The sequence below is a fragment of the Streptomyces albus subsp. albus genome (assembly GCF_000719865.1).
GTDB lineage: Bacteria > Actinomycetota > Actinomycetes > Streptomycetales > Streptomycetaceae > Streptomyces > Streptomyces albus_E.
Window position 1 is genome coordinate 89,087 of record NZ_JOID01000021.1, and the last position, 21,420, is coordinate 110,506.

The 21,420-nt window shown below is 73.1% G+C and carries 16 protein-coding genes and 1 pseudogene; 10 read left to right on the forward strand and 7 right to left on the reverse strand.

The annotated features are described in order from the left end of the window. Positions 1 to 93: 93 nt before the first annotated feature. A complete protein-coding gene (locus tag IF83_RS0121875) occupies positions 94 to 2,394 on the reverse strand; it encodes an N-6 DNA methylase (protein ID WP_208605924.1) in 2,301 nt (766 codons plus the stop codon). Between the two features lie 220 nt (positions 2,395 to 2,614). On the opposite strand from IF83_RS0121875, the gene IF83_RS30540 reads away from it, so the two are divergent. The 3 genes from IF83_RS30540 (at position 2,615) to IF83_RS0121890 (ending at position 6,742) form a co-directional block, all read left to right on the forward strand. Next, on the forward strand, positions 2,615 to 3,841 hold the full coding sequence (locus IF83_RS30540; RefSeq protein WP_030546732.1) for a ParB N-terminal domain-containing protein: 1,227 nt from the start codon (positions 2,615 to 2,617) through the stop codon (positions 3,839 to 3,841). A 256-nt stretch (positions 3,842 to 4,097) separates the two neighbouring features. Beyond that, on the forward strand, positions 4,098 to 5,516 hold the full coding sequence (locus IF83_RS0121885; RefSeq protein WP_030546734.1) for an MFS transporter: 1,419 nt from the start codon (positions 4,098 to 4,100) through the stop codon (positions 5,514 to 5,516). After that, positions 5,513 to 6,742: an FAD-dependent monooxygenase gene (locus IF83_RS0121890; RefSeq protein ID WP_030546736.1), complete on the forward strand. Its 1,230-nt coding sequence runs from the start codon at positions 5,513 to 5,515 to the stop codon at positions 6,740 to 6,742. The genes IF83_RS0121885 and IF83_RS0121890 overlap by 4 nt, the downstream gene beginning before the upstream one ends. Positions 6,743 to 6,851: 109 nt before the next feature. Here IF83_RS0121890 and IF83_RS0121895 read toward each other — a convergent pair whose 3' ends face one another. Continuing rightward, a complete protein-coding gene (locus IF83_RS0121895) occupies positions 6,852 to 7,550 on the reverse strand; it encodes a response regulator transcription factor (RefSeq protein ID WP_030546739.1) in 699 nt (232 codons plus the stop codon). Further along, the gene (locus tag IF83_RS0121900) at positions 7,547 to 8,935 is read right to left on the reverse strand and encodes a sensor histidine kinase (protein WP_030546741.1); all 1,389 of its coding nucleotides are present in this window, start codon (positions 8,933 to 8,935) and stop codon (positions 7,547 to 7,549) included. Before IF83_RS0121900 ends, IF83_RS0121895 begins: the two co-directional genes overlap by 4 nt. 292 nt (positions 8,936 to 9,227) lie before the next feature. Here IF83_RS0121900 and IF83_RS31330 point away from each other — a divergent pair, with 292 nt between their 5' ends. Beyond that, the gene (locus tag IF83_RS31330) at positions 9,228 to 11,162 is read left to right on the forward strand and encodes a serine/threonine-protein kinase (protein ID WP_158711093.1); all 1,935 of its coding nucleotides are present in this window, start codon (positions 9,228 to 9,230) and stop codon (positions 11,160 to 11,162) included. 88 nt (positions 11,163 to 11,250) lie between these two features. Here the strand turns inward: IF83_RS31330 and IF83_RS0121910 are convergent, their stop codons facing one another. From IF83_RS0121910 to IF83_RS0121920, 3 genes are all read right to left on the reverse strand, one after another. After that, positions 11,251 to 11,907 carry a hypothetical protein gene (locus tag IF83_RS0121910; RefSeq protein ID WP_030546745.1) on the reverse strand — a complete coding sequence of 219 codons (657 nt, stop codon included), beginning with the start codon at positions 11,905 to 11,907 and terminating at the stop codon, positions 11,251 to 11,253. Further along, positions 11,904 to 12,782, reverse strand: a complete 879-nt coding sequence (locus IF83_RS0121915; protein WP_051723096.1) for an ABC transporter ATP-binding protein — start codon at positions 12,780 to 12,782, stop codon at positions 11,904 to 11,906. The genes IF83_RS0121910 and IF83_RS0121915 overlap by 4 nt, the downstream gene beginning before the upstream one ends. Positions 12,783 to 13,006: 224 nt before the next feature. Continuing rightward, a complete protein-coding gene (locus IF83_RS0121920) occupies positions 13,007 to 13,858 on the reverse strand; it encodes a phosphotransferase enzyme family protein (RefSeq protein ID WP_030546748.1) in 852 nt (283 codons plus the stop codon). A gap of 179 nt (positions 13,859 to 14,037) precedes the next feature. On the opposite strand from IF83_RS0121920, the gene IF83_RS0121925 reads away from it, so the two are divergent. The 4 genes from IF83_RS0121925 to IF83_RS30545 all read left to right on the forward strand — a co-directional run bounded on the left by IF83_RS0121925 (position 14,038) and on the right by IF83_RS30545 (position 19,105). Then, complete coding sequence (locus IF83_RS0121925) at positions 14,038 to 14,802, forward strand: VOC family protein (protein ID WP_030546750.1); 765 nt, start codon at positions 14,038 to 14,040, stop codon at positions 14,800 to 14,802. 243 nt (positions 14,803 to 15,045) lie between these two features. Continuing rightward, positions 15,046 to 15,849 (forward strand): eCIS core domain-containing protein, encoded by an 804-nt coding sequence (locus tag IF83_RS0121930; protein ID WP_078843723.1) that lies wholly within the window; start codon positions 15,046 to 15,048, stop codon positions 15,847 to 15,849. Positions 15,850 to 16,193: 344 nt separating this feature from the next. Beyond that, the gene (locus IF83_RS0121935) at positions 16,194 to 16,574 is read left to right on the forward strand and encodes a VOC family protein (RefSeq protein WP_030546754.1); all 381 of its coding nucleotides are present in this window, start codon (positions 16,194 to 16,196) and stop codon (positions 16,572 to 16,574) included. Between the two features lie 416 nt (positions 16,575 to 16,990). Continuing rightward, positions 16,991 to 19,105 carry a DUF1996 domain-containing protein gene (locus IF83_RS30545; protein WP_037680772.1) on the forward strand — a complete coding sequence of 705 codons (2,115 nt, stop codon included), beginning with the start codon at positions 16,991 to 16,993 and terminating at the stop codon, positions 19,103 to 19,105. A 71-nt stretch (positions 19,106 to 19,176) separates the two neighbouring features. On the opposite strand, the gene IF83_RS0121945 is transcribed toward IF83_RS30545, so the two are convergent. Then, positions 19,177 to 19,611, reverse strand: coding sequence for a DUF6892 domain-containing protein (locus tag IF83_RS0121945; protein ID WP_030546757.1), 435 nt, complete (start codon positions 19,609 to 19,611; stop codon positions 19,177 to 19,179). Positions 19,612 to 19,871: 260 nt separating this feature from the next. Between IF83_RS0121945 and IF83_RS0121950 the strand changes: the two genes are divergently transcribed. Beyond that, positions 19,872 to 20,303, forward strand: coding sequence for an HIT family protein (locus IF83_RS0121950; protein ID WP_030546759.1), 432 nt, complete (start codon positions 19,872 to 19,874; stop codon positions 20,301 to 20,303). 652 nt (positions 20,304 to 20,955) lie between these two features. Beyond that, positions 20,956 to 21,420: pseudogene (locus IF83_RS0121955) on the forward strand (hypothetical protein); the annotation flags it as partial.

Consider the following 21,420-nt stretch of genomic DNA (forward strand, 5'->3'; position numbering starts at 1 on the left):
TTCTGTCCCGCTGTCCCGCCCCACCGCGCCGCCGGGTGGCCGGCCGGCGCGGATGCCGACAAGTGTGGTCTATGCGGACGAAGGTCCGTATGGCTAACGGGAGGATTGGCCGCCCCGCGAGCGCGCCCCGCCCGGGCCGTCGCCCGTCGTGGTGTCCCGGTCCCGGCTCGCGCCCCCGTTCGGGAGCAGTTGCCCACCGGTCAGGCCGCCCGCCAGCAGCCGTGCCGTCTCCTCCGCGAGCAGGTTCGCCCGCCGTGCCTCCGCCCGGAGTTCGTGGACGTGCCGGAACGCCTCCCCGTACCGCCGCTGCTCCTCCAGCGGCAGCAGCGGCACGCGCAGCCGGCCCGGGCTGACCGTCAGGACGGTGCTGCCCGTCGACGCGCCCGCGATGTTCTCCTCCGCGCCGAGGAACCCGGCGAGGAACCAGGCGTCCAGGCGGGCCGGGTCCGGCCGGAAGAGGTGGACGTGGGGGCCGAGCAGCGCCCCGGCGTCCTCCTCGCCCGCGACCCTGGCCATTGGGCCGCCCCCGCCCGCGACGGCTCGTACGAGGACGTCCCCGGCGGCGATCACGGGGGCCATGCCGCTGCCGCGCAGCTCCGCCGGGTCGCCGGTGGGGCCGGAGCCGGTCGCGATGTCCGCGCCGGTGAGGACCGGGCGGGTTTCCGGCTCGCCGCTGCCGCCGTTGCTGTCGGTTCCGTTGTCCGCGCGGCCCCGTGCGGTGTCCGGTGCGGTGCGGAGGAGGGTGAGCGCGCCGCCGCGGGCGAGGTCGGACGCCGTCGCCGTCCGCCACTCGCGGGCCGTGGCGTCCGCGGCGCTCCAGTCCTCTCGGCCGGCCGTCCGCGCAAGGGACTTGGCGGCCTGGACGAGGTGGCGGCGCGCGGCGTCGGTCTCCGCCGACAGGGCCGCCGGATCGGCCTCGGACCGTGACGCCCGGACGAGCCGGGCCGGGGTCAGGTCGACCACGTCGTCCAGGAGGTCCACCACGCCGGCCGCGTGCGCGACGCCGGGTTCGCCCTCGAAGGTGTCCGGGCTCTCCGTGAACGCCCGCCAGGCGCCGAGGGCCCGCTCCGTGATCCGGGCCCAGTCCACGGTGGCGGAGCGGCTCCCGCCCCGCGTGCGTGAGGACGGCGCCGGGCCGCCGCGTCCGGCCGCCGTGGCGGTGCCGGGTGCCGTGCCGGTGGTCATACCCACCGCCGTGCCTGTGCCCGTGCCCGTCACGGCGCCGGCCGCCGTGTCCACGAACAGCACCGACTTGCGCTCCGGACCGCCCGGTTCGGGCGGTTGCAGCACCCAGATCTGGAGGCCGATGTGCAGCGGCACCGACGCCCCGGGCGGCAGCGCGATCACCGCGCGCAGCGCCCCGCTCCGCACCAGCTCGGCCCGTACGCGGCGGCCCGAGGCGCGGCCGGCCACGGCGGGCGGGAGGAGCAGGACGGCGTGGCCGCCGGGCGCCAGGTGGGCGAGCGCGTGCTGCACCCAGGCCAGCTCCGGCTCGGCGCGGGGCGGCACGCCGTACGCCCAGCGCGGGTCGTACGCCAGCTCGTCGTGGCCCCAGTCCCGGTCGCCGTACGGCGGGTTGCAGAGCACCGCGTCGGCGGTGAGGCCGGGGAAGGCGTCGGCGCGGAGGCTGTCGGCGGCGCGCACGGTGACCTCGGCCTCCGGTGCCGTCAGCCGCAGGCTCACGGCACTGCGCCGGGCCTGCACGGGCAGCGCGTCCTGGCCGTACAGCTCGCGGGCGCCTTGGCGGGCGGCGGCGGCGAGGAGGGTACCGCTGCCGCAGGCCGGGTCGAGGACGCGGGCCGGGGTGCCGGGGAGCAGGCGGGCCAGCAGGTCGGCGAGCGGTTCGGGGGTGCGGTAGGCGCCGGAGGCGGCGCTGTCCTCCAACTCCCGCTCGGCGAGCACGGCCAGGGCGGCCTGGCCGCCCTCGTCGCGTACGCAGGTGTACAGGGCGCGCAGCACCGCCGCGTCGCCCGGCGCGAAGCGGACCGGGGCGCCGGCGGTCGGCACGGCTTCCCCGGCCGGCGAAGCCGCGTCGTGCTGCGCGCGGGTGGCGAGATCCGCGTCCGGCAGCCGTGTCGCGGCGGTCAGTTCGTCCGGTGAGCAGCCGGCCGCGGCGAGGACGAGGAGCAGGAGGTCCGGCGTGCCGCCGCCGGCCGGCGGGCGGAGGCGGAGGGCCGTACGGAGTTCCTCGGACGGGCTCGCCGCCGAGGCGTGGCCGCGCGCGGCCAGCCAGGCGCGCACGGACTCCAGGTCGTACAGCGGGCTGCTGTCCGTGCCGCCGGACGGCGCCGGGAAATCGTCGTGCCGGCGGCGCCAGTTGCTGACCGTGGCGCGCGTGACCCCCGCGATGCGGGAGATCTCGGCGGCGGTCACCTGGGCGGATGGCGGGGGCATGGGCGGAGTCCTGGGCCTCTCGGGAGGGAACGTCAACAACCTATAGCACTCGTCAAATCTGTCAAACCGTTTGACGATGCTTTCACTGACATGCTTACCTGTGAATGCTTCCGCTCTCGACGGGTGGGAGTGACACCCCCGCCGTGGCCGCGACCGGCACGCCGGGGCATCACCGCGGGCACCGCCCGTGCCCGCTCACCGCACTCCGGGGGGATTCGCCATGAGCCCGACCATGCTGACCGGCGTCGTCGAGGGAACCCAGCTCACCGTCATGCCGTTCCGTGACGACGCCGTCGTCGGGACGATGTCCGTGCCCGCGCTCGTCCAGCTCGTGCCGTCGCCGCGCACCGAGGAGGACCCCAGGAGGCTGAAGACCGCCTCCGGCCTGGTGCGCCGCCACGCCGAACTGCGGGCGACCGTGCAGCGGACGCTGAAGTCGTCCCAGAAGGGCAGGAACGTCCGGCCGTACGCCGAGTACATCGCCGCCGGGCTCAAGGGCGAACTCGGCGCCGCCTGGTCCACACCGCCCATCACCCTGTGGCACGCCGGGCCGCTCGCCGCCATCAGCGACGAACTCGTGCCGGGCAGCGGCCTGCGCACCCTCACCATCGCGCCCGGCACCATGGTCGTGGCCATCGACGGCGAGACGCAGACCGCCGCCTGGCACGACCTCTACGACGACCCCGAGCCGTACGGCCTGACGTACCCCGAACTCGCCCGCGTGCGTGTCGCGTTCGAGCTCTACGCCGACCTCGCCCCGGCCGACGCGCGGCAGATCTTCTACGACCGCAACGTGCGGGGCGTTGCCGTCGCCAAGAACCTGGCCATGTCGATGGACCAGCGGGACTTCGGCACCCGGCTCGCGCACCGGGTCGCCGACTCCGTCAAGGTCGACATCGACGGGCAGCCGGTGCCCTTCGGGCGGCTGGTCAACTCCAGCAAGCGGCAGACCGCGGCTGGTGACCGCGAGGTCGTCACGCTCTCCGCGCTGCGCGCCCTCGTCGTCACCGCCGTCTACGGGCGGAGCGGCCTCACTCGCTCCGCCGAGTCGGTGCATGAGGACGAACTGCCCGCCGGTGCCCGGCCCGAGGAGGTCGAGGGCTTCGTCGTGCCGCTGCTGGCGCGGTTGATCTCCGAGCGCTTCCCCGCTTTCGCGAGCCGCAGCGCGCTCACCGCCCCGGCCGTTCTCGCCGGGGTGGGGATCGCCGCCCACCACACCACGCCGTGGAGCGAGGCGGCCTCCCGCATCGGCCCCGAAGACCTGGACCGCCTGCTCGGCGGCATCCGCTGGGAGCGGGAGGCGGCGTACTGGGACGGCGTCGCCGCCAAGACCGGCGCCTCCGGCCGCCTCAACTTCAGCGGCGGCGTCAAGGACTCCGGCGGCCGCGTGGCCGACGCGATCCTCTACCCGGCCACGGAGACCGGACGGAAAATCCGCGGACTCTGAGAAGCCGCGCGGCACCCTCTCTCCGCAGGTCACAGCGAGTCAAAGAGGGGCGGTGACACGCCGCGCGCCGACGAGCCCGGCAGAGGCTCGGCCCGTAGTGCGCACGCACCAGGACGCGTGCGTGGCTGGTCCCGGCGCACCAGGGGAGGACGGCGCCGGGGGACGATGTCCGGCGGGGGCGCCGGAGGGGAGTGTGGGTGGTGCGCGGGTCTCGCGCATTCCCCACTGCCCCAACGGTGTCTGGAGTGACCGACACGTGGCGTTAACCCTTTCCTCTTCCCCATCCCATTCCTCTTCCCCCGTCCGCGTCGGCAGACCGGCGATCGCCGCTCTCGGCGTCCTGGCGCTCGCCCTCGGCACCCTGCAGTCCGTGGTGGAGCCCGCTCTTCCGCTGCTGCAACGCGAGCTGGGGGTCAGTCCCGCCGAAGGGGCCCTGGTCGGCAACGCGTTACTCGTCACCGGTGCGGTCGTCACGCCCCTCGCCGGCAAACTCGGCGACCGTTACGGCGGACGGCGGGTGCTGGTCCGGCTGATGGCCGTGGTCTCGGCCGGTGGCCTGCTGGCCGGTCTGGCGCCGAACCTGCCGGTGCTGCTGCTCGGTCAGGTGCTGCAGGGCGTCATGGTGGGCGTGCTGCCCCTCTCCTTCATCCTGGTGCGCAAGCACCTCACGGTGAGAGAGTCGCAGGTGGCGATCGGGGTGGTCCTCGCGCTGTTCTCGGGCGGCAGCATCGTGGGCACGCTGGTTGCCGGGCCGATCGCGGAAAGCCTGTCCTGGCACGGGATGTTCGTGCTGCCGACGATCGCGATCGTCGCGTCGACGCTCGCTGTGGCGCGGCTGATGCCGCACGACCCGCCGGTCCGGCCGGACGAGGACGGGATCGACTGGGCCGGCGCGGTGCTGCTGAGCGGCACGCTCCTCGCGTTGATGCTCGGGCTCGTGACGGTGACGAGCGCCGGCCTGCCGCCGCTCGCGCTCGCCGGTATCGGGGCGGTCGTGGCGGGCCTCGCGGCCGGGTGGGTCGTCGTCGAGCGCCGGGCGGCCTCGCCGATGGTCGATCTGCGCATGCTGGCGAGGCCGGCGATGTGGAGTGCGTGCGTGTTCACCCTCGTCATCACCACCAGTGCCGGGATGGTGCTCCTCCTGCTTCCGCAACTGTTCGCGGCACCGGCCGACGGGTACGGCTTCGGAGCCGGCACGACCGAGATCGGGCTGTTCCTGCTGCCCGGCGCCATCGCCGGGGCCGTCAGCGATTCGGTCGGCGGTCTCGCGGCGCGGCGCTTCGGTCCGCGCGCCGTGGTCGTCGCGGGCACCGTCGTCACGGCGGGCACGCTGCTCGCCCTGGCATCGCTGCACAGCGCGGCCTGGCAGCTCGTCCTCGCCAAGACGCTGACCGCGTTCGCCGCGGGCGCCGCCACGACGGCGCTGCTCGCCGGCACCGCCACCGCCGTCGAGGCCGGGCACACCGGCGTCGTCACCGGCCTGCTCGTGGTGACCCGCGTGATCGGCTTCGCCCTGGGCGTCCAGATCGGCGGCGCGATACTCGCCGCCGGGACCGACCCGGTGACGGGTCTGCCGGGCGAACCGGCCTTCGTCACGGGGTTCCTCACCGCCGGCCTCGTCGCCGCACTGTCCCTGCTCGTTGTCCGTATCACCAGGAAGGGGGCCCGGGCATGACGACGCGTACGGGGCTGACGATGGATGCTGGGACGTCCGGGAAGCGCAGGGTTCTGGTCTCCGGGGCCGGTATCTCCGGACCCGCGCTGGCCTACTGGCTGCACCGGTCCGGATGCGCGGTGACCGTGGTGGAGAAGGCGGGAGCACCGCGCCACGGCGGCTACCCGATCGACATCCGCGGTACCGCGACGGAGGTGGTCCGGCGGATGGGGATCCTGCCGCGACTTCGGGACGCGCACATCGCCTCGCGCCGCTTCACCTTCCTCGACGCCGACGGCGGTGAAGTCGCCTCGGTCGACCCGCGCGCCCTCGCCGGCGGTGCCGGGGGACAGGACCTGGAGGTGCGCCGCGGAGATCTGGCCGCCCTTCTCCACGCCTTGGTGCGCGACGACGTGGAATTCCTGTTCGACGACTCCGTCGACACCCTCGACCAGCACGGACAAGGGCTCGACGTGACGTTCCGCAGCGGTCGGCAGCGCACGTTCGACCTGGTGGTCGGGGCCGACGGTATGCACTCGCAGACCCGGGAGTCCGTCTTCGGCCCCGAGGAACGGTTCCACCGCTACCTCGGCTACTGCTTCGCCGTCTTCACCATGCCGAACACCTTCGGTCTCTCCCGCGAACTCGTGATGTGGAACACCCCCGGGAAGGCCGCGGCCCTCTACGCCGCCGGGGACGACGACGAGGAACTGCACGCCTTCCTGAACTTCCACCAGCCGGAAGCGCCGCTCGGAGCACTCCGCGACCCGAGCGCCCAACGGGAACTGGTCGCCAGGGTCTATGCGGGCGCGGGATGGGAGGTCCCCGGAATGGTCAAGGCCCTGCGCGACGCGGACGACCTGTTCTGCGACACGGCCGCCCAGATCTGGATGCCCCGTTGGTCCAGCGGCCGCGTCGTGCTGGTCGGCGACGCCGCGTACGCGCCCTCGTTCCTCACCGGGCAGGGCACGAGCCTCGCGCTGGCCGGCGCCTACATGCTCGCCCACGCCCTGGCCACGCACCGGGACCACACGGCGGCGTTCACGGCCTACGAACGCGGCGTCCGCGAGTTCGTCGCCCTGAACCAGGCACTGGTCGGCAAGGGCGCGGCCACGCTCTTCCCCGTCACGGCGCGGGACCTGGAGCAGCGCAACGCCATGCTGCGCGACCTCGTCACCCTGCCCGCCGCACCGGCGCCGCCGGCCCACTCGGCGCTCGTGCTGCCGGAGTTCGCCCCCGTGCCCTGACGTGCCGTGAGGTGACGTGAGCACTCGTGAGCCGGTCGCGGAGGTGAGCGCGCGGCCGGCCGCGGGGCCCTGCTGGAGGGCTCCGGTGCCCGCCTACCGGTTTACCCGCCTACCGGCCGGTGCCGGGGCCGCCGTCCGGGCCCGCGTGGGCCAGGCCTGTCCGGTAGGCGATGACGACGAGTTGGGCCCGGTCGCGGGCCCCCAGCTTGGTCATGGCGCGCTGCACATGGGCGCGGACGGTGAACGGGCTGAGGAACAGCCGCTCGGCGATCTCCTGGTTGGACAGGCCGGTCGCGACCAGGGCCACCATCTCGCGTTCGCGCGGGGTGAGCGCGGCGAGCTCTTCGGAGTGGCCCGACGGGGCGGTGCTCGGGTCCGGTGTGGCCAGGAAACGGGCGACGAGGGAACGGGTGGCGGCGGGGGACAGAAGGGTGTCGCCGTCGGCGATCGTCCGTACCGCGTCCGCCAGTTCCCCGGCCCCGATGCCCTTGCCGATGAAGCCGCCGGCCCCCGCGCGCAGCGCCTGGGCGACGTACTCGTCGGTCTCGTAGGTGGTGAGGATCAGGATGCGGGTGGCACCCAGTTCCGGGTCCGCGCAGATCTCCGAGGTGGCGGTGAGCCCGTCCACCCCGGGCATGCGGATATCCATGATCACGACGTCCGGACGCAGCTCCCGGGTGAGTCGCACCGCCTCCCTGCCGTCGCCGGCCTCGCCGACCACGGTGATGTCGTCGGCGGTGTCGAGAAGCAACCGGAACGCGCCGCGCAGCAGCGCCTGATCGTCGGCGAGCAGCACCCGGAGCGTCACGGCGCGTCCCCGGCCTCTCCGCCGCCCGCCCGCACGTCGCCCGACCGCGTGCCGTCCGCCGTCCCGACGGCCATCCGTTCCTCCTCAATGGTTGTCGCTCCGTCAGTCCGCCACGCCGCGTCCCTGGCGGAGGGGAGGGGCAGCTCGGCGGAGACGAGGAAGCCGCCCTCCGGGCGCCTCCCCGCGGAGAGGTGTCCTCCGACCGCGGTGGCACGTTCCCGCATCCCGATCAGGCCGTATCCGGGGGGACTGTCCCGCCCCGTGGACGCGGTCGGTGGGGTGGAGGCGGCCGGCCCCGTGGAGTCGGCCGGCCCCGTACCGGCGCCCCCGCCGTCGTCGGCGATGGCGATGGTCACGCGATCGCGGTTCCAGCGGAGGCGCACCCGGGCGCTGCCGGTACGGGCGTGCTTGGTCACGTTGGTCAGGGCCTCCTGGACGATGCGGTAGGCCGTGAGGTCCACGCCCGGCGGCAGCGGTGTGACCATGCCCTTCTGGTGCACCGACACCTCCAGACCCGCGCGGCGGAAGGACTCGAGGAGCGCCGGAAGCCGGGACAGCCCGGGCGCCGGTTCGGCAGGTCCGGACGCGTCCCCGGACCCGTCCCCGGGCGCGTCGCCGGACTGACGCAGCAGGCCGACCGTGGCCCGCAGTTCGTCGAGCGCCTGACCGGTGGTCTCGACGAGCTCCCCCAGACTCCTGCGGGTCTGCTCCGGGCGGGTGTCGAAGAAGTGGGCGGCGACCCTGGCCTGCGCGTTGGCCAGGGTGATCTGATGGGCCACGAGGTCGTGCAGTTCTCGGGCGATGCGCACCCGTTCCCCGGCCACTCTCCGGCGCGCCTCGTGGTCCCGCTCCTCCTCGGCCCGCCGGGCCCGCTCCTCCACGGCCGCCAGGTAGGCCCGCCGGTTCCGCACCGAGCGGCCGAGCACGCCGGCCACCAGCGGGAACGCCGCCACCGCTCCCGTCCTGCTCGCGTCCTGCCAGGAAAGGCCGCCGGACCAGGGGACGGAGGTGAGCAGCAGCACCGCGGAGCCGATCGACACCGCGCTCGCGGCGCGCCGTTCGGTGCCCGCGGCGAGCGCGTACGAGTAGGCGCTGATCACGGCGGGGGCCACGATGACCGGGCTCATCAGGAGACCCAGGGGCTGCACGAGCACACCGGCCACGGTCGTGGCCGCCAGGACGGCCAGGGGCGCCCGGTGCCGTATCGGTAACGCGGCACAGGACACCACGGCGATGACGTAGGCGGCGGCGGGCGGCGCCGACAGTGTGCCGTCGGCCCGCGCCATACCGCCGAGCAGACAGAGCGCGAACGCCGTCGCCGTGACCGCTCCCTCCCGCCACCACGTGCCGCGTGGCCGCGGGCCGCCGTCCCCCGTGGTCGTCATGGCCGGCTCAGCCCCGGCCGCCGGGTAACCGCGGCACCGCCGCGCCGGACCCGGTCGCGGGGGCAGGGACACGCCTGCTCGGTGCCTCGCCCTCGAGATCCCCGTTCAGCAGCACACGGTTCAGGATAGGGGGCAGCGACCGGGCCCGGTGGCCGAGCGGTTCCGGCACCCACCGCCCAGTACAGACAGTCGTCTCGTCATATCAACTCCGTTACGGGATGGGGAAGTTGCTCTGGCAGACTGCCCCTCGATCTGGACGGCCGACGGCCTGTGGGCCACGGGGGTGGACATGATGCGGCGCGGCACGGTGCTGGGCGGGCGCTATGCGCTGATCGAGCCGATCGGCGGCGGCGCGATGGGGGACGTATGGCGCGCCGAGGACACCGTCCTCTCCCGCCCGGTCGCGGTGAAGGTCCTGCGGCACGAGCTGATGTCGGACTCCGCGTTCGTGCAGCGGTTCCGGCGCGAGGCCAAGGCACTGGCCGCGCTCGACGCCCCCGGCATCGTACGGATCCACGACTACGGCGAGAGCTCGCAGGAGAGGTCGGAGGAGAGGCGGCCGACGGCGCGGCGAGACGAGGAGGACCGCGCCAGGGGAAAGGACTGTGCCGGCGGGGAGCACCGTGCCGGCGGGGAGGACTCCTCCTCCCGTGGCCGTATGGCGTACATCGTCATGGAACACATCGAGGGACGCTCGCTGGAGGACGTGCGTCTCGAAGAGGGGCCGATGCCGCCCGAGCGGGCGCTGGAGCTGATCGCGCAGGTTCTGGACGCGCTGCACGTCGCCCACCTGCGGAAAGTCGTCCACCGTGACATCAAGCCGTCGAACCTGATGCTCCGCAAGGACGGCCGGGTCGCGGTCACCGACTTCGGCATCGCCCGGATGCCCGCGGGCACCAAACTGACCGGCGCGCACTCCGTGCTCGGTACCGCGCTCTACATGGCGCCCGAGCAGGCGGAGGGCCTGGGCGCGATCCCCGCGTCCGACCTCTACTCGGCCGGTGTCGTGTGCTACCAGCTGCTCACCGGGGAACTGCCTTTCACCGGTGACTCCGCCGTCGAGGTGCTCCTGAAGCACATCCGTGAGCCGGCGCCCGACCTGCCCGCCTCCGTTCCGGAGCCGGTGCGCGCGTTCGTGACCAGAGCGCTGGCGAAGCGGCCGGAGGACCGGTTCGTGAACGGGGCGGCGATGGCGGCCGCTGCCCGCGCCGCGGCGCGCGGGGAGACCGCGAAGCCTCCTGTGAGCGCCGCCGGTACCGGCGACGATGAGCCGGGTTCCGGGAAGGAAGGGCAGAAGAAGGCCGGGGAGGGCGAGAAGCGGGGGAAGGGCGAGAAGCGGAAGCAGGAGAAGACCGAAAACGAAACGGCACCCGCGCGGCGTCGTCCGGCCCTCGCCTTCTTCGGCATGGTGCTGGTGGTCACCGTCGGCACTCCGGTGCTGCTGTGGCTCGCGCCGCCGGACGGAAAGCCGGAAGCGAGTGAATCCGGCGGAAGGCCGTCCGTCACCGGGCCGTCCAACACGCCGGAGTCGGCCGGCGCGAGTGAACCGGCCGGCTCCGGTCGCGAGGACGGTACCCGCGGTGACGGCCCCGCCGACGGCCGCGACGGGGAGAAGCCGGACGGAGCCGGGGCCGCGGCGGCGGGAGCGGTCGCCGCCGGGCGGGAGGCGCCGGACGGGAGGAGCGGCGGCGGTGGGGAGAGCGTCGGTGATGCGCGCGGCTCCACCGACGGCTCGGACGGCTCCGACGGTTCGGGCGGGCCGGGCGGGTCTCCGGACGGCGGGGCGGGTTCCGGGAGCGGAGCCCCGGACGGGGGAGCGGACACGGGCAGGCCGTCGGACTGCGGGGGCGCCGGCTGGGGGTCCGTCGTCAACGCCGGTGACGGTCAGAAGCTCGGCCTGGCCGAGGACAGCCTGGAGCCCGGCACCGGGATGACCATGGGCGGAGTGACCAGGTACGGCTGGGTACGCATCAGCAAGGCGCACGACACCTTCCAGCCGTGCAACACCGAGGGCCACATGCTGGCGCGGACGAGCAGCGGGGGCGTCGTCCTCTCGTACGGCACGCTCAACGGCTCGCCCTACTGGTCCGTGGAGAGCGCGTCCTCCGGCATGTACCGGATCAAGGGCGGCCTGGACTGCCTGACCAGCCACGGGGCCGGCCGCCGGCCCACCCTCACCGATTGCGCCTCGGGCAACAGCGCCCAGCTCTGGCGGATCCCCGGCTGACCGGCCGGCCGTGCGGGAGACGACACGGAGGCGACTCGGGACGAGGCGGGCCGCTCGGGCCGGCCGGCGCCGGCACACCCGCGGGGGCTCAGGCCCTTCTGCGGGTGATCGCCCGGGTGGCAGCGACCGCGGTCGCCAGCAAGCCCGCGGCGACGGCGAGCAGGACGCCCGTGGGCGCCACGGCGGCGGCCGAGTCCGGCGCGTTCTGCAGATGGGTGAGCATGATGTTGACCGGGGAGACGCCCTTGCCCAGCAGAACCGACAGCAGGAGCACCAGGGCGAGGACAAGCGCGTAGCCCTGGCGGTGGAAGACCAGCCGTGAGCAGACCAGACCGATGGCCGTACCGGTGAAGGCGCAGGTGAGTTGGGCCATGGTCCCCAGCAGCAGGTCCTCGGGGCCGGCGGTGTGGGTCCCGAGCAGCAGCGGCAGCACCAGCCCGGCAGCCGTGAGCAGCAGGCACCACACCGCGGCTGTCGCGACCGTCGCGAGCAGGACGCGCAGATGGCTGCCGGCGCTGACGACGACGATCGAGCGGTGCGGCTGGTCCTCGAGAGCGATCAGGGCCATGGTCAGCCAGGCCGAGCACAGCAACACGGCCACGGCCACGGCGGCGTAGGTCGCGGTGAGCGGGCCGGTGTCGTTGCTGGTCAGCACGGTGACCAAGCCCAGGAACAGGAGCAGCGGCGCGAGGTAGCGCTGGGAGAGCAGCAGCACCGTGGACTGGTAGCGGACCAGGGCGATCACAGCGCGGTCCTCTTCGCGTCGACCCGGGAACCGGGACCGTCCGCGGCCCCGGCCAGGCCGACCACCGACCACCGGTGCCGCAGCGCCGTCAGCAGGACGGCGTCCGAGTGCTCCCGCGCGACCCGCAGCACGACCTCCCCGCCGCTCCGGGAGGTGTCCACCACACCCGGCAACGCGGACCAGTCCACCTCGTCCGGCATGACGCCGGTGGGCGGCGCGGTCAGGACCACCTCCACCATCGGGGCACGGCTTCCGGTCTGCCGGCCGTCGCGCCGGGTGACCCGGCCGTCGCTGATGACGTAGACGCCGTCGGCGTGCGACTCCGTGATCGCCTCGCGGTGGTCGGTGAACACCACCGCCCCGCCCTGTGCGGCCACTTCACCGATGACCTCGGTGAGAACGCCGTGGGCCGAGGCGTCGAGACCCGACCAGGGTTCGTCGAGGACCAGCAAGTCGGGCTGGACGAGCAGGGCCTGGGCGAGCGCCACCTTCTGCGCGTTGCCCTTCGACAGGGTGCGCAGCGGCGCGTTCCGCCCGCCCACCAGGTGCAGCCGCTCCAGCAGGTGACGGCCGCGGGCGCTGGCGGCTGGTGCCGACATGCCCCGGACACGCCCCATGTGGGTGAGATAGGAGATCGCCGGGATGCGGTCGTGGGCGGTGAAGCGGTCCGGGACGTAACCGATGCGCGGTGGCCGGCCCGACACGCTCCCGGAGGTCGGCCGGGACAGCCCCGCGAGGATTCTCAGCAGGGTCGACTTCCCCGAACCGTTGTGGCCCACCACCGCGAGGACGTCGCCGGGCGGGACCTGCAGGTCCACGTCGCGGAGGACCCACAGTCCTCCGCCGTAACGCTTGCCGACCGCTTCACAACGCAACAACTCGACTCGACTCCTCCATGTGGCCCGCCTGCCCCTCCGGCCCGGCAAGCGACAGGGCGGGTGAGCCGACAGGCGGACGAATCTCCTGGCAGCCACGTTCTCGACCCGGGGAACCGCCTCCATCAGAGGCGTCGCGGGCCCGTCCACCCGTCGGTCGCCGACGTGGCCGGCTCCGCCGACACGACGAACAGCGGGTCGGCCGCGGCCGTGAACGCAGGCCATCAGCCAAACACATCCGGGCCGTCGCGATCGAGTGCCGCCCGGATCCTGCCGAGCCACTCCGTGCCCAGCCGGCTCCCGTCCGGGAGCTGGTCGTCCCGGTCCCAGCGCCACGCCGTGATCATCGTCAGTACGAGGATCCGGCACTCGCGCAGCATGTCCTGGTCCACACCCGGATAGTGCTCGCCGACTTCCTCGGGCGCATGGGCGAGGTCGAATGCGACGGGGCCACGGCAACACGTCTCGAAGTCGACGAACAGCAGCCCGTTCTCCGTGGTGAGGACGTTGCCCGGGTGCGGCTCGCCGTGCAGCAACTGCTCGGCGCCGCCACGCTCGACGATCACCCGTCTCAGGCGCCGGAGCGTGTCGCCGAGCAGCTCCCGGTCCGCGTCGGCGAGCGCCGGAGTCCGGTTCCGGTCCGCCACGAGCCGCTGAGCCTGCTCGACTCGATCCGTGTAGTGCGGCGCCGGCACATCGAGCCCGCGCATACCGGCGTGCAGCCGCTCAAGTGCCGTGGCGTAGGCGGCTGGTGAGATCTCATGAGGTGTCACGGGCTCGTAGTAGGACCAGAGTGTGACCACGAAGCCGTCACGCTCGTGGACGCGGGGCTCCACCCGTGGATCGGGAACAGCCACAGGGCATCCGGATGCGGCGAGCCGCTGGGCGAGATCGATCTCGAACCGGGCGACCTGCCGCGCCGCGGGTGCCACCCGGGCCAGGACGTCGCAGGGCAGCAGACGCAGCGTGAGCTTGTTGGAGTCGTGAAGAACGATCGCGTCGTCGGTCGTCAGACCGAGAGACGAGGCGATCGACCTGGCCGCGCCGACCGCACGCGGGACGTCCGCCGCCTCCATCGTTGCCCGGCCCCCTCCCTTGAGCACCGCCGCACCGTTCCGATCGGTGCGACCCGCACACCGTACCGAGTCGCCGAGGGGGACAAGCGGTAGTGCGACGGGCAGGGCGCGACCGGATCGGCGCCCCCGGGCCTTCGGCTGCGGACGCGATGGCCGAGCGCGCGCCTAGGATCGCCGGCATGGCACTGCGACCCGTGCAGGTGAACATCAAGGCGGTTGACGCCCCGGCGGTCGGCCGGTTCTGGGCGGAGGCGCTCGGCTGGACCGCTCACAGCCCCGGCGTGACCACCTACGTCGGACCCGCCGGCCAACCCGGTGACGGATCCGTCGACGGCCTCGCCTGGCCGGACCCGGCCGCCCTCGGCATCGACGTCGTTCCCGTCCCGGAACCCAAGACGACGGCGAAGAACCGCCTGCACCTCGATCTCGCCACCACCTCCGCCGCCCACCAGGCCGAGTTGGTCGAGCGGCTCAAGGCGCTCGGGGCGACGCCCGCCGACGTCGGCCAGGGCGACGTGCCGTGGACGGTCCTCACCGACCCGGAGGGCAACGAGTTCTGCGTGCTGGAGCCCCGGGAGGTCTACCGGGACACCGGGCCGGTCGCCGCGGTCGTGGTCGACTGCGCGGACCCGCCGGCCATGGCCCGGTTCTGGGGTGAGGCGACGGACTGGACCCTGTGCGAGGTGACCGGCGATCAGGCGGTGTTCCGCTCCGCCAAGGGCGTCGGCCCGTACCTGGAGTTCCTCCGCACGCCCGGCGCGAAGACCGTGCCGGACCGGGTCCATCTCGACCTGCAGCCGTACCCCGGTGACGACAAGGAGGCGGACGTGGCCCGGCTCCGGGCCCTCGGCGCCACCGACCTCGACCTCGGCCAGGGCGACGTTCCGTGGACGTGCCTGGCCGACCCGGAAGGCCACGCGTTCTGCGTCCTCGCCCCGTCCTGACGCGGAGCAACGAGGCGCCCCGGCGCGCTCGCCGGCCCGAAGCCGCCCGCCGGGTACATGACCGGGATACCGCGCCGGCGGTGCGACGGCGGAAGCGCGGAACCCGGCCGGGGCTCACCGCACCGCCCTTCGGGGCATCCGGATCTGCCCGTGTGCGCACGCGGCCGTCTCTTGCGCCGCGGCACCGCGTGTGCCGTGATGAAGGGTGCAACAGCTTCATCCCGGCGAACGAAGGTGGAACGCATGCGCTCGCGGTCGGACCAGTCGGACAGGGACGCCGCCGGCGCGCGGAGTCCACGTCAAGCACCCCCCGGCCGCGGCACGCCGGCGCGCGGCCCGCTGACCTCCGCGGAGATCACGCTGATCCAGCGCTTGGCGGGTCCCGGGGCCGTCGCCCGCGCCGAGGACCAGGACCAGCACACTCACGGCGCCGGCTGCGGCCACGAAGGCGTCGGTGGCGCCGATCCGGCCACGCAGAGCGCTCTGTTGCAGTCCGCCGTGTCCTCCTCGCCGGGCCGGCCGCTTCCCGGGGCACTGCAGGCCGAGGCGGACGCCTTCTACCAGAACAACTTCTCCGCGGCCCGCATCCATGACGACCCTGTCGCGCAGCGCGCGACCGAAGCACTGGGCGCCCGGGCGATGACGGTGGGGACCCAGGTCTTCCTGGGCCCGGGGGCGGCCGCCGACAGGGAGGTCATCGGTCACGAACTCGGGCACGTCGACAAGAATCTGAGAGGCGTGCGCGAGACGGGGAACGACAACGGCGCCGGGGTCACCGTGACCAGTCCGGACCAGGGCTCCGAACGGACGGCGGCGGCCGATGGCGCCGCGTTCGCGGCGGGAGCCGAAACAGCCCCGTCCGTCGGTGGCCGGAGCAGCGGGACGGCATCGGACTCGGCCGTGCAGCGGTCGGCCGGTGACGCGGTCGTCGCGCGGATGCGTTCCCTGCAGAGCTCGGCCGGCAACGGCGCCGTCACCAGGCTCCTCACCTCCGGTCCGGCTCCTGGCCGGCGCACGGACCGCAAGGGCGAGAAGGAGAAGGAGTAACCGGCTCGGCGGAACAGGAAGGAGACCGGAGTTCGCGCCGGCCCATCGTGACGCGGCGGGGACAGGAAGCCCTTCGTGCCCGTGCCCGGCCTTCGCCGGCCCTCAACCCGTTCGTCGCCACCGGGCCCGACCGCACCATCGCGACCGGCCTTCGAAAGAAGGCGTGCAGGAACGGCCGCACAGGGGAGTGGGTTGGCCGCCGGTGCGGAGGCCGAACCGCGAAAATCACGTCGCCCGTGCTCGCCTCGTTCGGTACGGTCGCCGGGTTGTCCGCCTGCCGGCAGCCCCTGCGGTCACGTGCGGTCTGCCCGGCGGTTTCCCCGAGCCGAGAGTGGGTTTCGTTCATGGCATGCCGTATCAGTGAACTCGTGCTCGAATGCCGCGATCCGGAGGCGCTGGCGCGGTTCTGGTGCGAGGTCCTGGATTTCGTCGTGCTCGACCGTGAGGGCAACGAGATGCTGGAGATCGGGCCGCGCGAGGGGTTCGGCGGCCCGCAGCCGACGATCATCCTCAGCCGCAGGGACGAGCCGGAGAACGGCACGCCCCGGCTGCACATCGACGTCAACGCCACCGACCGCGACCAGGACGCCGAACTCGAACGCCTGCTGAAGCTCGGTGCGCGCCCGGCCGACGTCGGCCAGACGGGGGACGAGGGCTGGCACGTCCTGGCCGACCCGGAGGGCAACGCGTTCTGCCTCCTCAAGGCCCGCCTCGCCCCGCTCTGACGCGTGAGGGACCGGCCGACCGCTCCATCGTCGACGAGAACCTCCACCGCGCGCGCCACACGCGCATGACCGGAACGCCCGTCCGGACCGGCGAGTTCGGGCCCGCCCGCTCCACGGCCTGAGCGCTGCCCCGTCGGGGGCCCGGTGAGGTGCCTCATCGGGCCCCGGGCGCAAGAGCGGACCCGGGCCACCGGGTGCGGCGGACTCCGGATGTTGCCCGGGAGCGACCTGGCCCGGGCACCTTCCGCCCCCGTCGCTTGCCGGAAGCCCGCCCCGGCCCCGGCTCCGCGGTCCCCCGAACTCCGTCTCGTACGAGGCCCGCCGTGAATCCGCGCGCGTTTGAACACCGCCGGTCTCCGCTCCGTACAGGAAGCACAGCATCACGCCGGCCGGTCACGACGCGTAGGAGTACATCCGTGAGACGCAACAAGCGCAGACGCCCCACGGGCGCACGGCGCAGCACCTTCGCAGCGTTCGCGCTGATACTGGGCGGAGGAGGGCTGGTGGCCGTGAACGCCGTCGCCTCCGCGACGGGAGGCGACTCGGGCGGCTCCCGGGTCCAGGGGCAGAGCGGCGGCGACCCGGGGGCGGCCACGATCTCCTGCCCGGACGTCGGGCAGCAGCTCACGGACGTGCCGGACGCGGCGCGCGCGGACGTCGACAAGGCGCTGGCGAAACTCGACCAGCAGATCACCGAGGCGTACGACCGGCTGACCTCGACCCGCCAGGAGCAGGCGCAGGACGTGAACCACGTCCGGGACACGATCCTGAAGCCCTTGAGCGAACAGCGCGCCGCGGTCATCGGCGAGATCGGGAACGCTCTGAAGCAGGCGGGCGCCACGCCCCCGGCATCGCTGGACGGCCTCGCCGCCTGTACCGAAATCGCCCCCGCCCAGGCGGGGGAGAACGACGGCGGCCAGGACGGCGACAACGGCAGCGGCGAGGCCGGGACCGCCGCCCCCGGCACCGGACAGGACGACGACGGCCAGGCCGGCGGACAGCCGGACGACAACGGCAACGGCGCGGCCGGGCCGGTCGCCGAGGACTTCGTCGACATCACGAAGGTCCAGCCGAACGTCCAGGCGAAGCCCCGGGAGACCGGCGACGCCTCGACCGGTACGTTCACCGTCGACTGCGGCGTCAACGAGAACAAGGTGTTCAACACCGACAACGTGATCGTCGCGCCCGGCGTGGCCAACGGTGCCCACCACCTCCATGACTACGTGGGCAACCAGGACGTCGACGCCTTCGCCGACAACGACAGTCTGGTGAAGGCCGACACCAGCTGCTCGGAGCAGGACGACAAGTCCTCGTACTACTGGCCGGTCCTGCGCGTGCAGGACGGCACGCAGGAGTTCGACGCCGGGCAGCAGGGCGGCGGCCTGGAGGGCAACGTCGGCAGGATCCTGGCGGCCGACCAGGCCGAGATCAAGTACGTCGGCAGCCCGACGGGCAAGGTCGTGGCGATGCCGAAGTTCCTGCGGATCATCACCGGTGACGCCAAGGCCTTCACCAACGGCACGGCGAACGCCAACGCCCACTGGAGCTGCACCGGTTTCGAGGACAAGGTGCAGCTGACGGACAAGTACCCGGTCTGCCCGCAGGGCAGCAGCGTGGTCCGGTCGTTCGCCTTCCAGAGCTGCTGGGACGGCCAGAACATCGACAGCGCCAACCATCGCGCGCACGTGGACTTCGCCGACGCCGACGGCAACTGCCGGAACGGCTTCAAGGCGATCCCCCAGCTGACGATGCGCCTGGTGTACGACGTACCGGCGCCGGTCGTCGAGAACGGCCGGGTGAAGAATCCGTACGCGGTGGACGGCTTCCCGGAGCAGCTGCACAAGCCGATCACCGATCACGACGACTTCATCAACGTCATGGACGAAGACCTGATGGACGAGGTCGTCGACTGCGTCAACGCCGGGCGGCAGTGCGGCGCCAGCGCCGGCGAGCAGCCGCAGGAGCCCCAGCAGCCGGTGGAGCCGCAGGAGCCCCAGAAGCCGGAGCAGCCGGAAGAGCCCCAGAAGCCTGAGCAGCCGCAGGAGCCGCAGAAGCCCGAGGAGCCGGCAGAGCCGGAGGAGCCCCAGAAGCCCCAGAAGCCGGAGGAGCCCCAGAAGCCGGAGGAGCCGCGGGACGAACCGGAGCCGGCTCCCGAGGACTCGTCCACCGACAAGGATCAGGCCGACGGGCCCGGCGCCGCCGACGGCCGGCAGACCCCGCCCTCCTCGGCCGAACCCCGTGACGTGGCCACTCCCACGCAGGCGGCCGAGGCATCGGACGATGCCGGCGGCGTCGCAGCGAAGTCGGGGGCGACCAACTCCGCAGAGGCAGAGGCAGAGGCAGGGGCCGGGGCAGCGACCGGCGGCGAGGAGACCCCGTCCGAGCAGGCACAGCCTCAGCCGCGAGCGGCCGCGGGAGGTCTGGCCAACACCGGCGCGACCCTGTGGCCGGCCGCGGCCGGAGGAGTCCTCGTGCTCGGCGGACTGGCTCTTCTGATCCACAACAGGCGCCGCAACGTGACCACGAACTGAGAGGCGTTGTCACCCAACCCGCGGCGGCTGCTGTTGCTGCCGCGGGTTGGGGGGCCCATGGGTCATTACAGCTAGCGCACGGCGATACCCCGGGCCGTCAGGATCTCCAGCCCGCCGGGGACCATGAGTTCCAGCATCTCCGCCCCGGTGAAGAGCTTGAGGTTGGGCAGCAGATCGAGATCGTCGAGGCTGCGCACGTCGAAGAGGTCGTCCTCGCCGTCCCAGACCGGTGCGCACTCCATGAAGACCTGGTGGCCGCCGTCGAACGTCAGCTCCTCCACGGTGGCGAGCAGCCCGGCCGGGATCTCCAGCGCCTCGAAGTAGGCGCGCGCCTCGTCGAGGACGGTGTACTCCAACCCGTGCTCCTCGACGTAGGTATGAAGGTCCTCGACACCGCGCGCCCGCATGTGCTCCCGCATGCTGAAGGGCGGCGTGAGCGTCTTGTCCCAGTACATGAGCTTCTCGACGACAAGGAGCTTGAAGTTGAAGTCACGGAATGCGGTCACGGCTCATCAATAGCAGCAAGGGCCGACAGCGAGACTCCTTCCGGCTGTTGCCGGAGCCCGCCGACTGGGGGACAACGGGTGTCGCCCCTGGTCGGCGGTGCGGAGTGAGGCCGGAAAGGGCTCAGTGTCCGTGTCCGGTCCACCGGCCGAAGACGGAGCCGGTCACGGGGCGACGGCGAAAACCGCTGGCCCGGTGAGGCGAGCGTCTGATGTCGTGGGCGGCCGGACGAGTGCGTCGGAAGCGGGGCGGGGTGGTCGAGGTGCCGGGTGACGGGTGTGTGTTCTGCGCGATCGCGGAGGGCCGGGCCGACGCGAGCGTCGTGTACGAGGACGACTGGGTGCTGGCCTTCATGGATCTCCAGCCCGTCACCCCGGGGCATCTCCTGGTCGTACCGAAGTCCCACGCCGAAGGGCTGGAGGACCTGCCGGAAGAGGTTGGCGCGCGGGTATGGCGGGCGGCCCATCGCCTCGGCCGGGGGCTGCGGCTCTCCGGACTGCGCTGCGAGGGGGTCAATCTCTTCCTCGCCGACGGGGAAGCGGCCTTCCAAGAGGTCTTCCACGTCCATCTGCACGTCTTTCCCCGCTTCGCGGGAGATCCGTTCCGTATCGAGGCGGACTGGCAGGTGCGCGAACGCCGGCTGCTCGACGAGACGGCGACCGCGGTTCGCCGGGGTCTCGCCGCCCTCGGTTGAGCGGTCGGCCCCGGCGGGCTCAAGCGGCCCGCCCGGGGAGCCCGGCCCGACGGTTCGCTCCTGGGCCGGCGCGACCATGCGCCACTGCCCGACCTCCCGGTACTCGGAGTCGTAGACCGGCGAGCCGTCGCCGGGCCGCAGGGCGTAGTGGTGGAGGTTCCCGGCCCAGTACCGCAGGATGCGGCCCAGCTCGCCTGCGGTGTCCTCGGTCAACCGATTGCCGCCGGGAGCGTCGCCCGTGCCGACGGCTCGGGTCGACCGGCAGCCCGGGGCCCGGCCGCCAACCGCTCCCTCCGCACGGGGACGGCGGTCCGCGTCGGCGAACTCAGCCTCGGGGCCGCCGCCTCACTGGCTGTGGGGACGGGCTGAGCCCTGCTCGTTGAGGGTGAAGGGCGAGGGGGTGGCCTCTCCTCGCCTGTCCGGGCTCCGGGAACCGGTCATGGCTCGAAAGGCGTCTGACATGACGTTGGCTTGCGACGAGCCGGTTGGTATACCTGAACGTAAGTCAGGCGCGGGGGAGCGTGTTGTGCGTGGCGGACGGCCGGGAGGCCGGCTGCTGCTCCGCCGCGCGGGCGGATCGCGGTCGCCGCCACGGTCGTTCAGGCGGACGGCGGCACGCGGGTCGGCCAGGGCATGACGGGGGAGAGCGGACATGATCAAGCCTGAGGCGATACCCCAGTTCACCGGAAATCTGGAGCAGTTGGAGAAGGACACCACCGGTCTGGGGAATGACGCGGACAACATCCGCGAGACGGGTAAGGGTGTCCACACCCAGTTCCAGGGCCTGTCGGCGTTCTATACCGCTCCGGAGGCGGAGGCGCTGTTCGCCTCCACCAAGCCCGTGCAGGACAGGGCGGATGAGTTCGCGGACGACTTGGAGAAGGTCAAGTCGGCGCTGGACGAGTATGCCGCCGAGGTGCGTCCTCTCGCGGCGAAGCTGCAGCGGCTCAAGACCGAGGCTGCCGCGTTCGTGGCGAGTGTGGAGGGTGATGACGAGTGGAAGTACGACGGCGACAAAATCGATGAGCACAACGCGCTCCAGTCCGAGGTGACGGCCACGGTCGCGGCGTTCTGGGAGGCGGAGCGCACGGCCGCGAACAAGATCACGGCGTTGGTG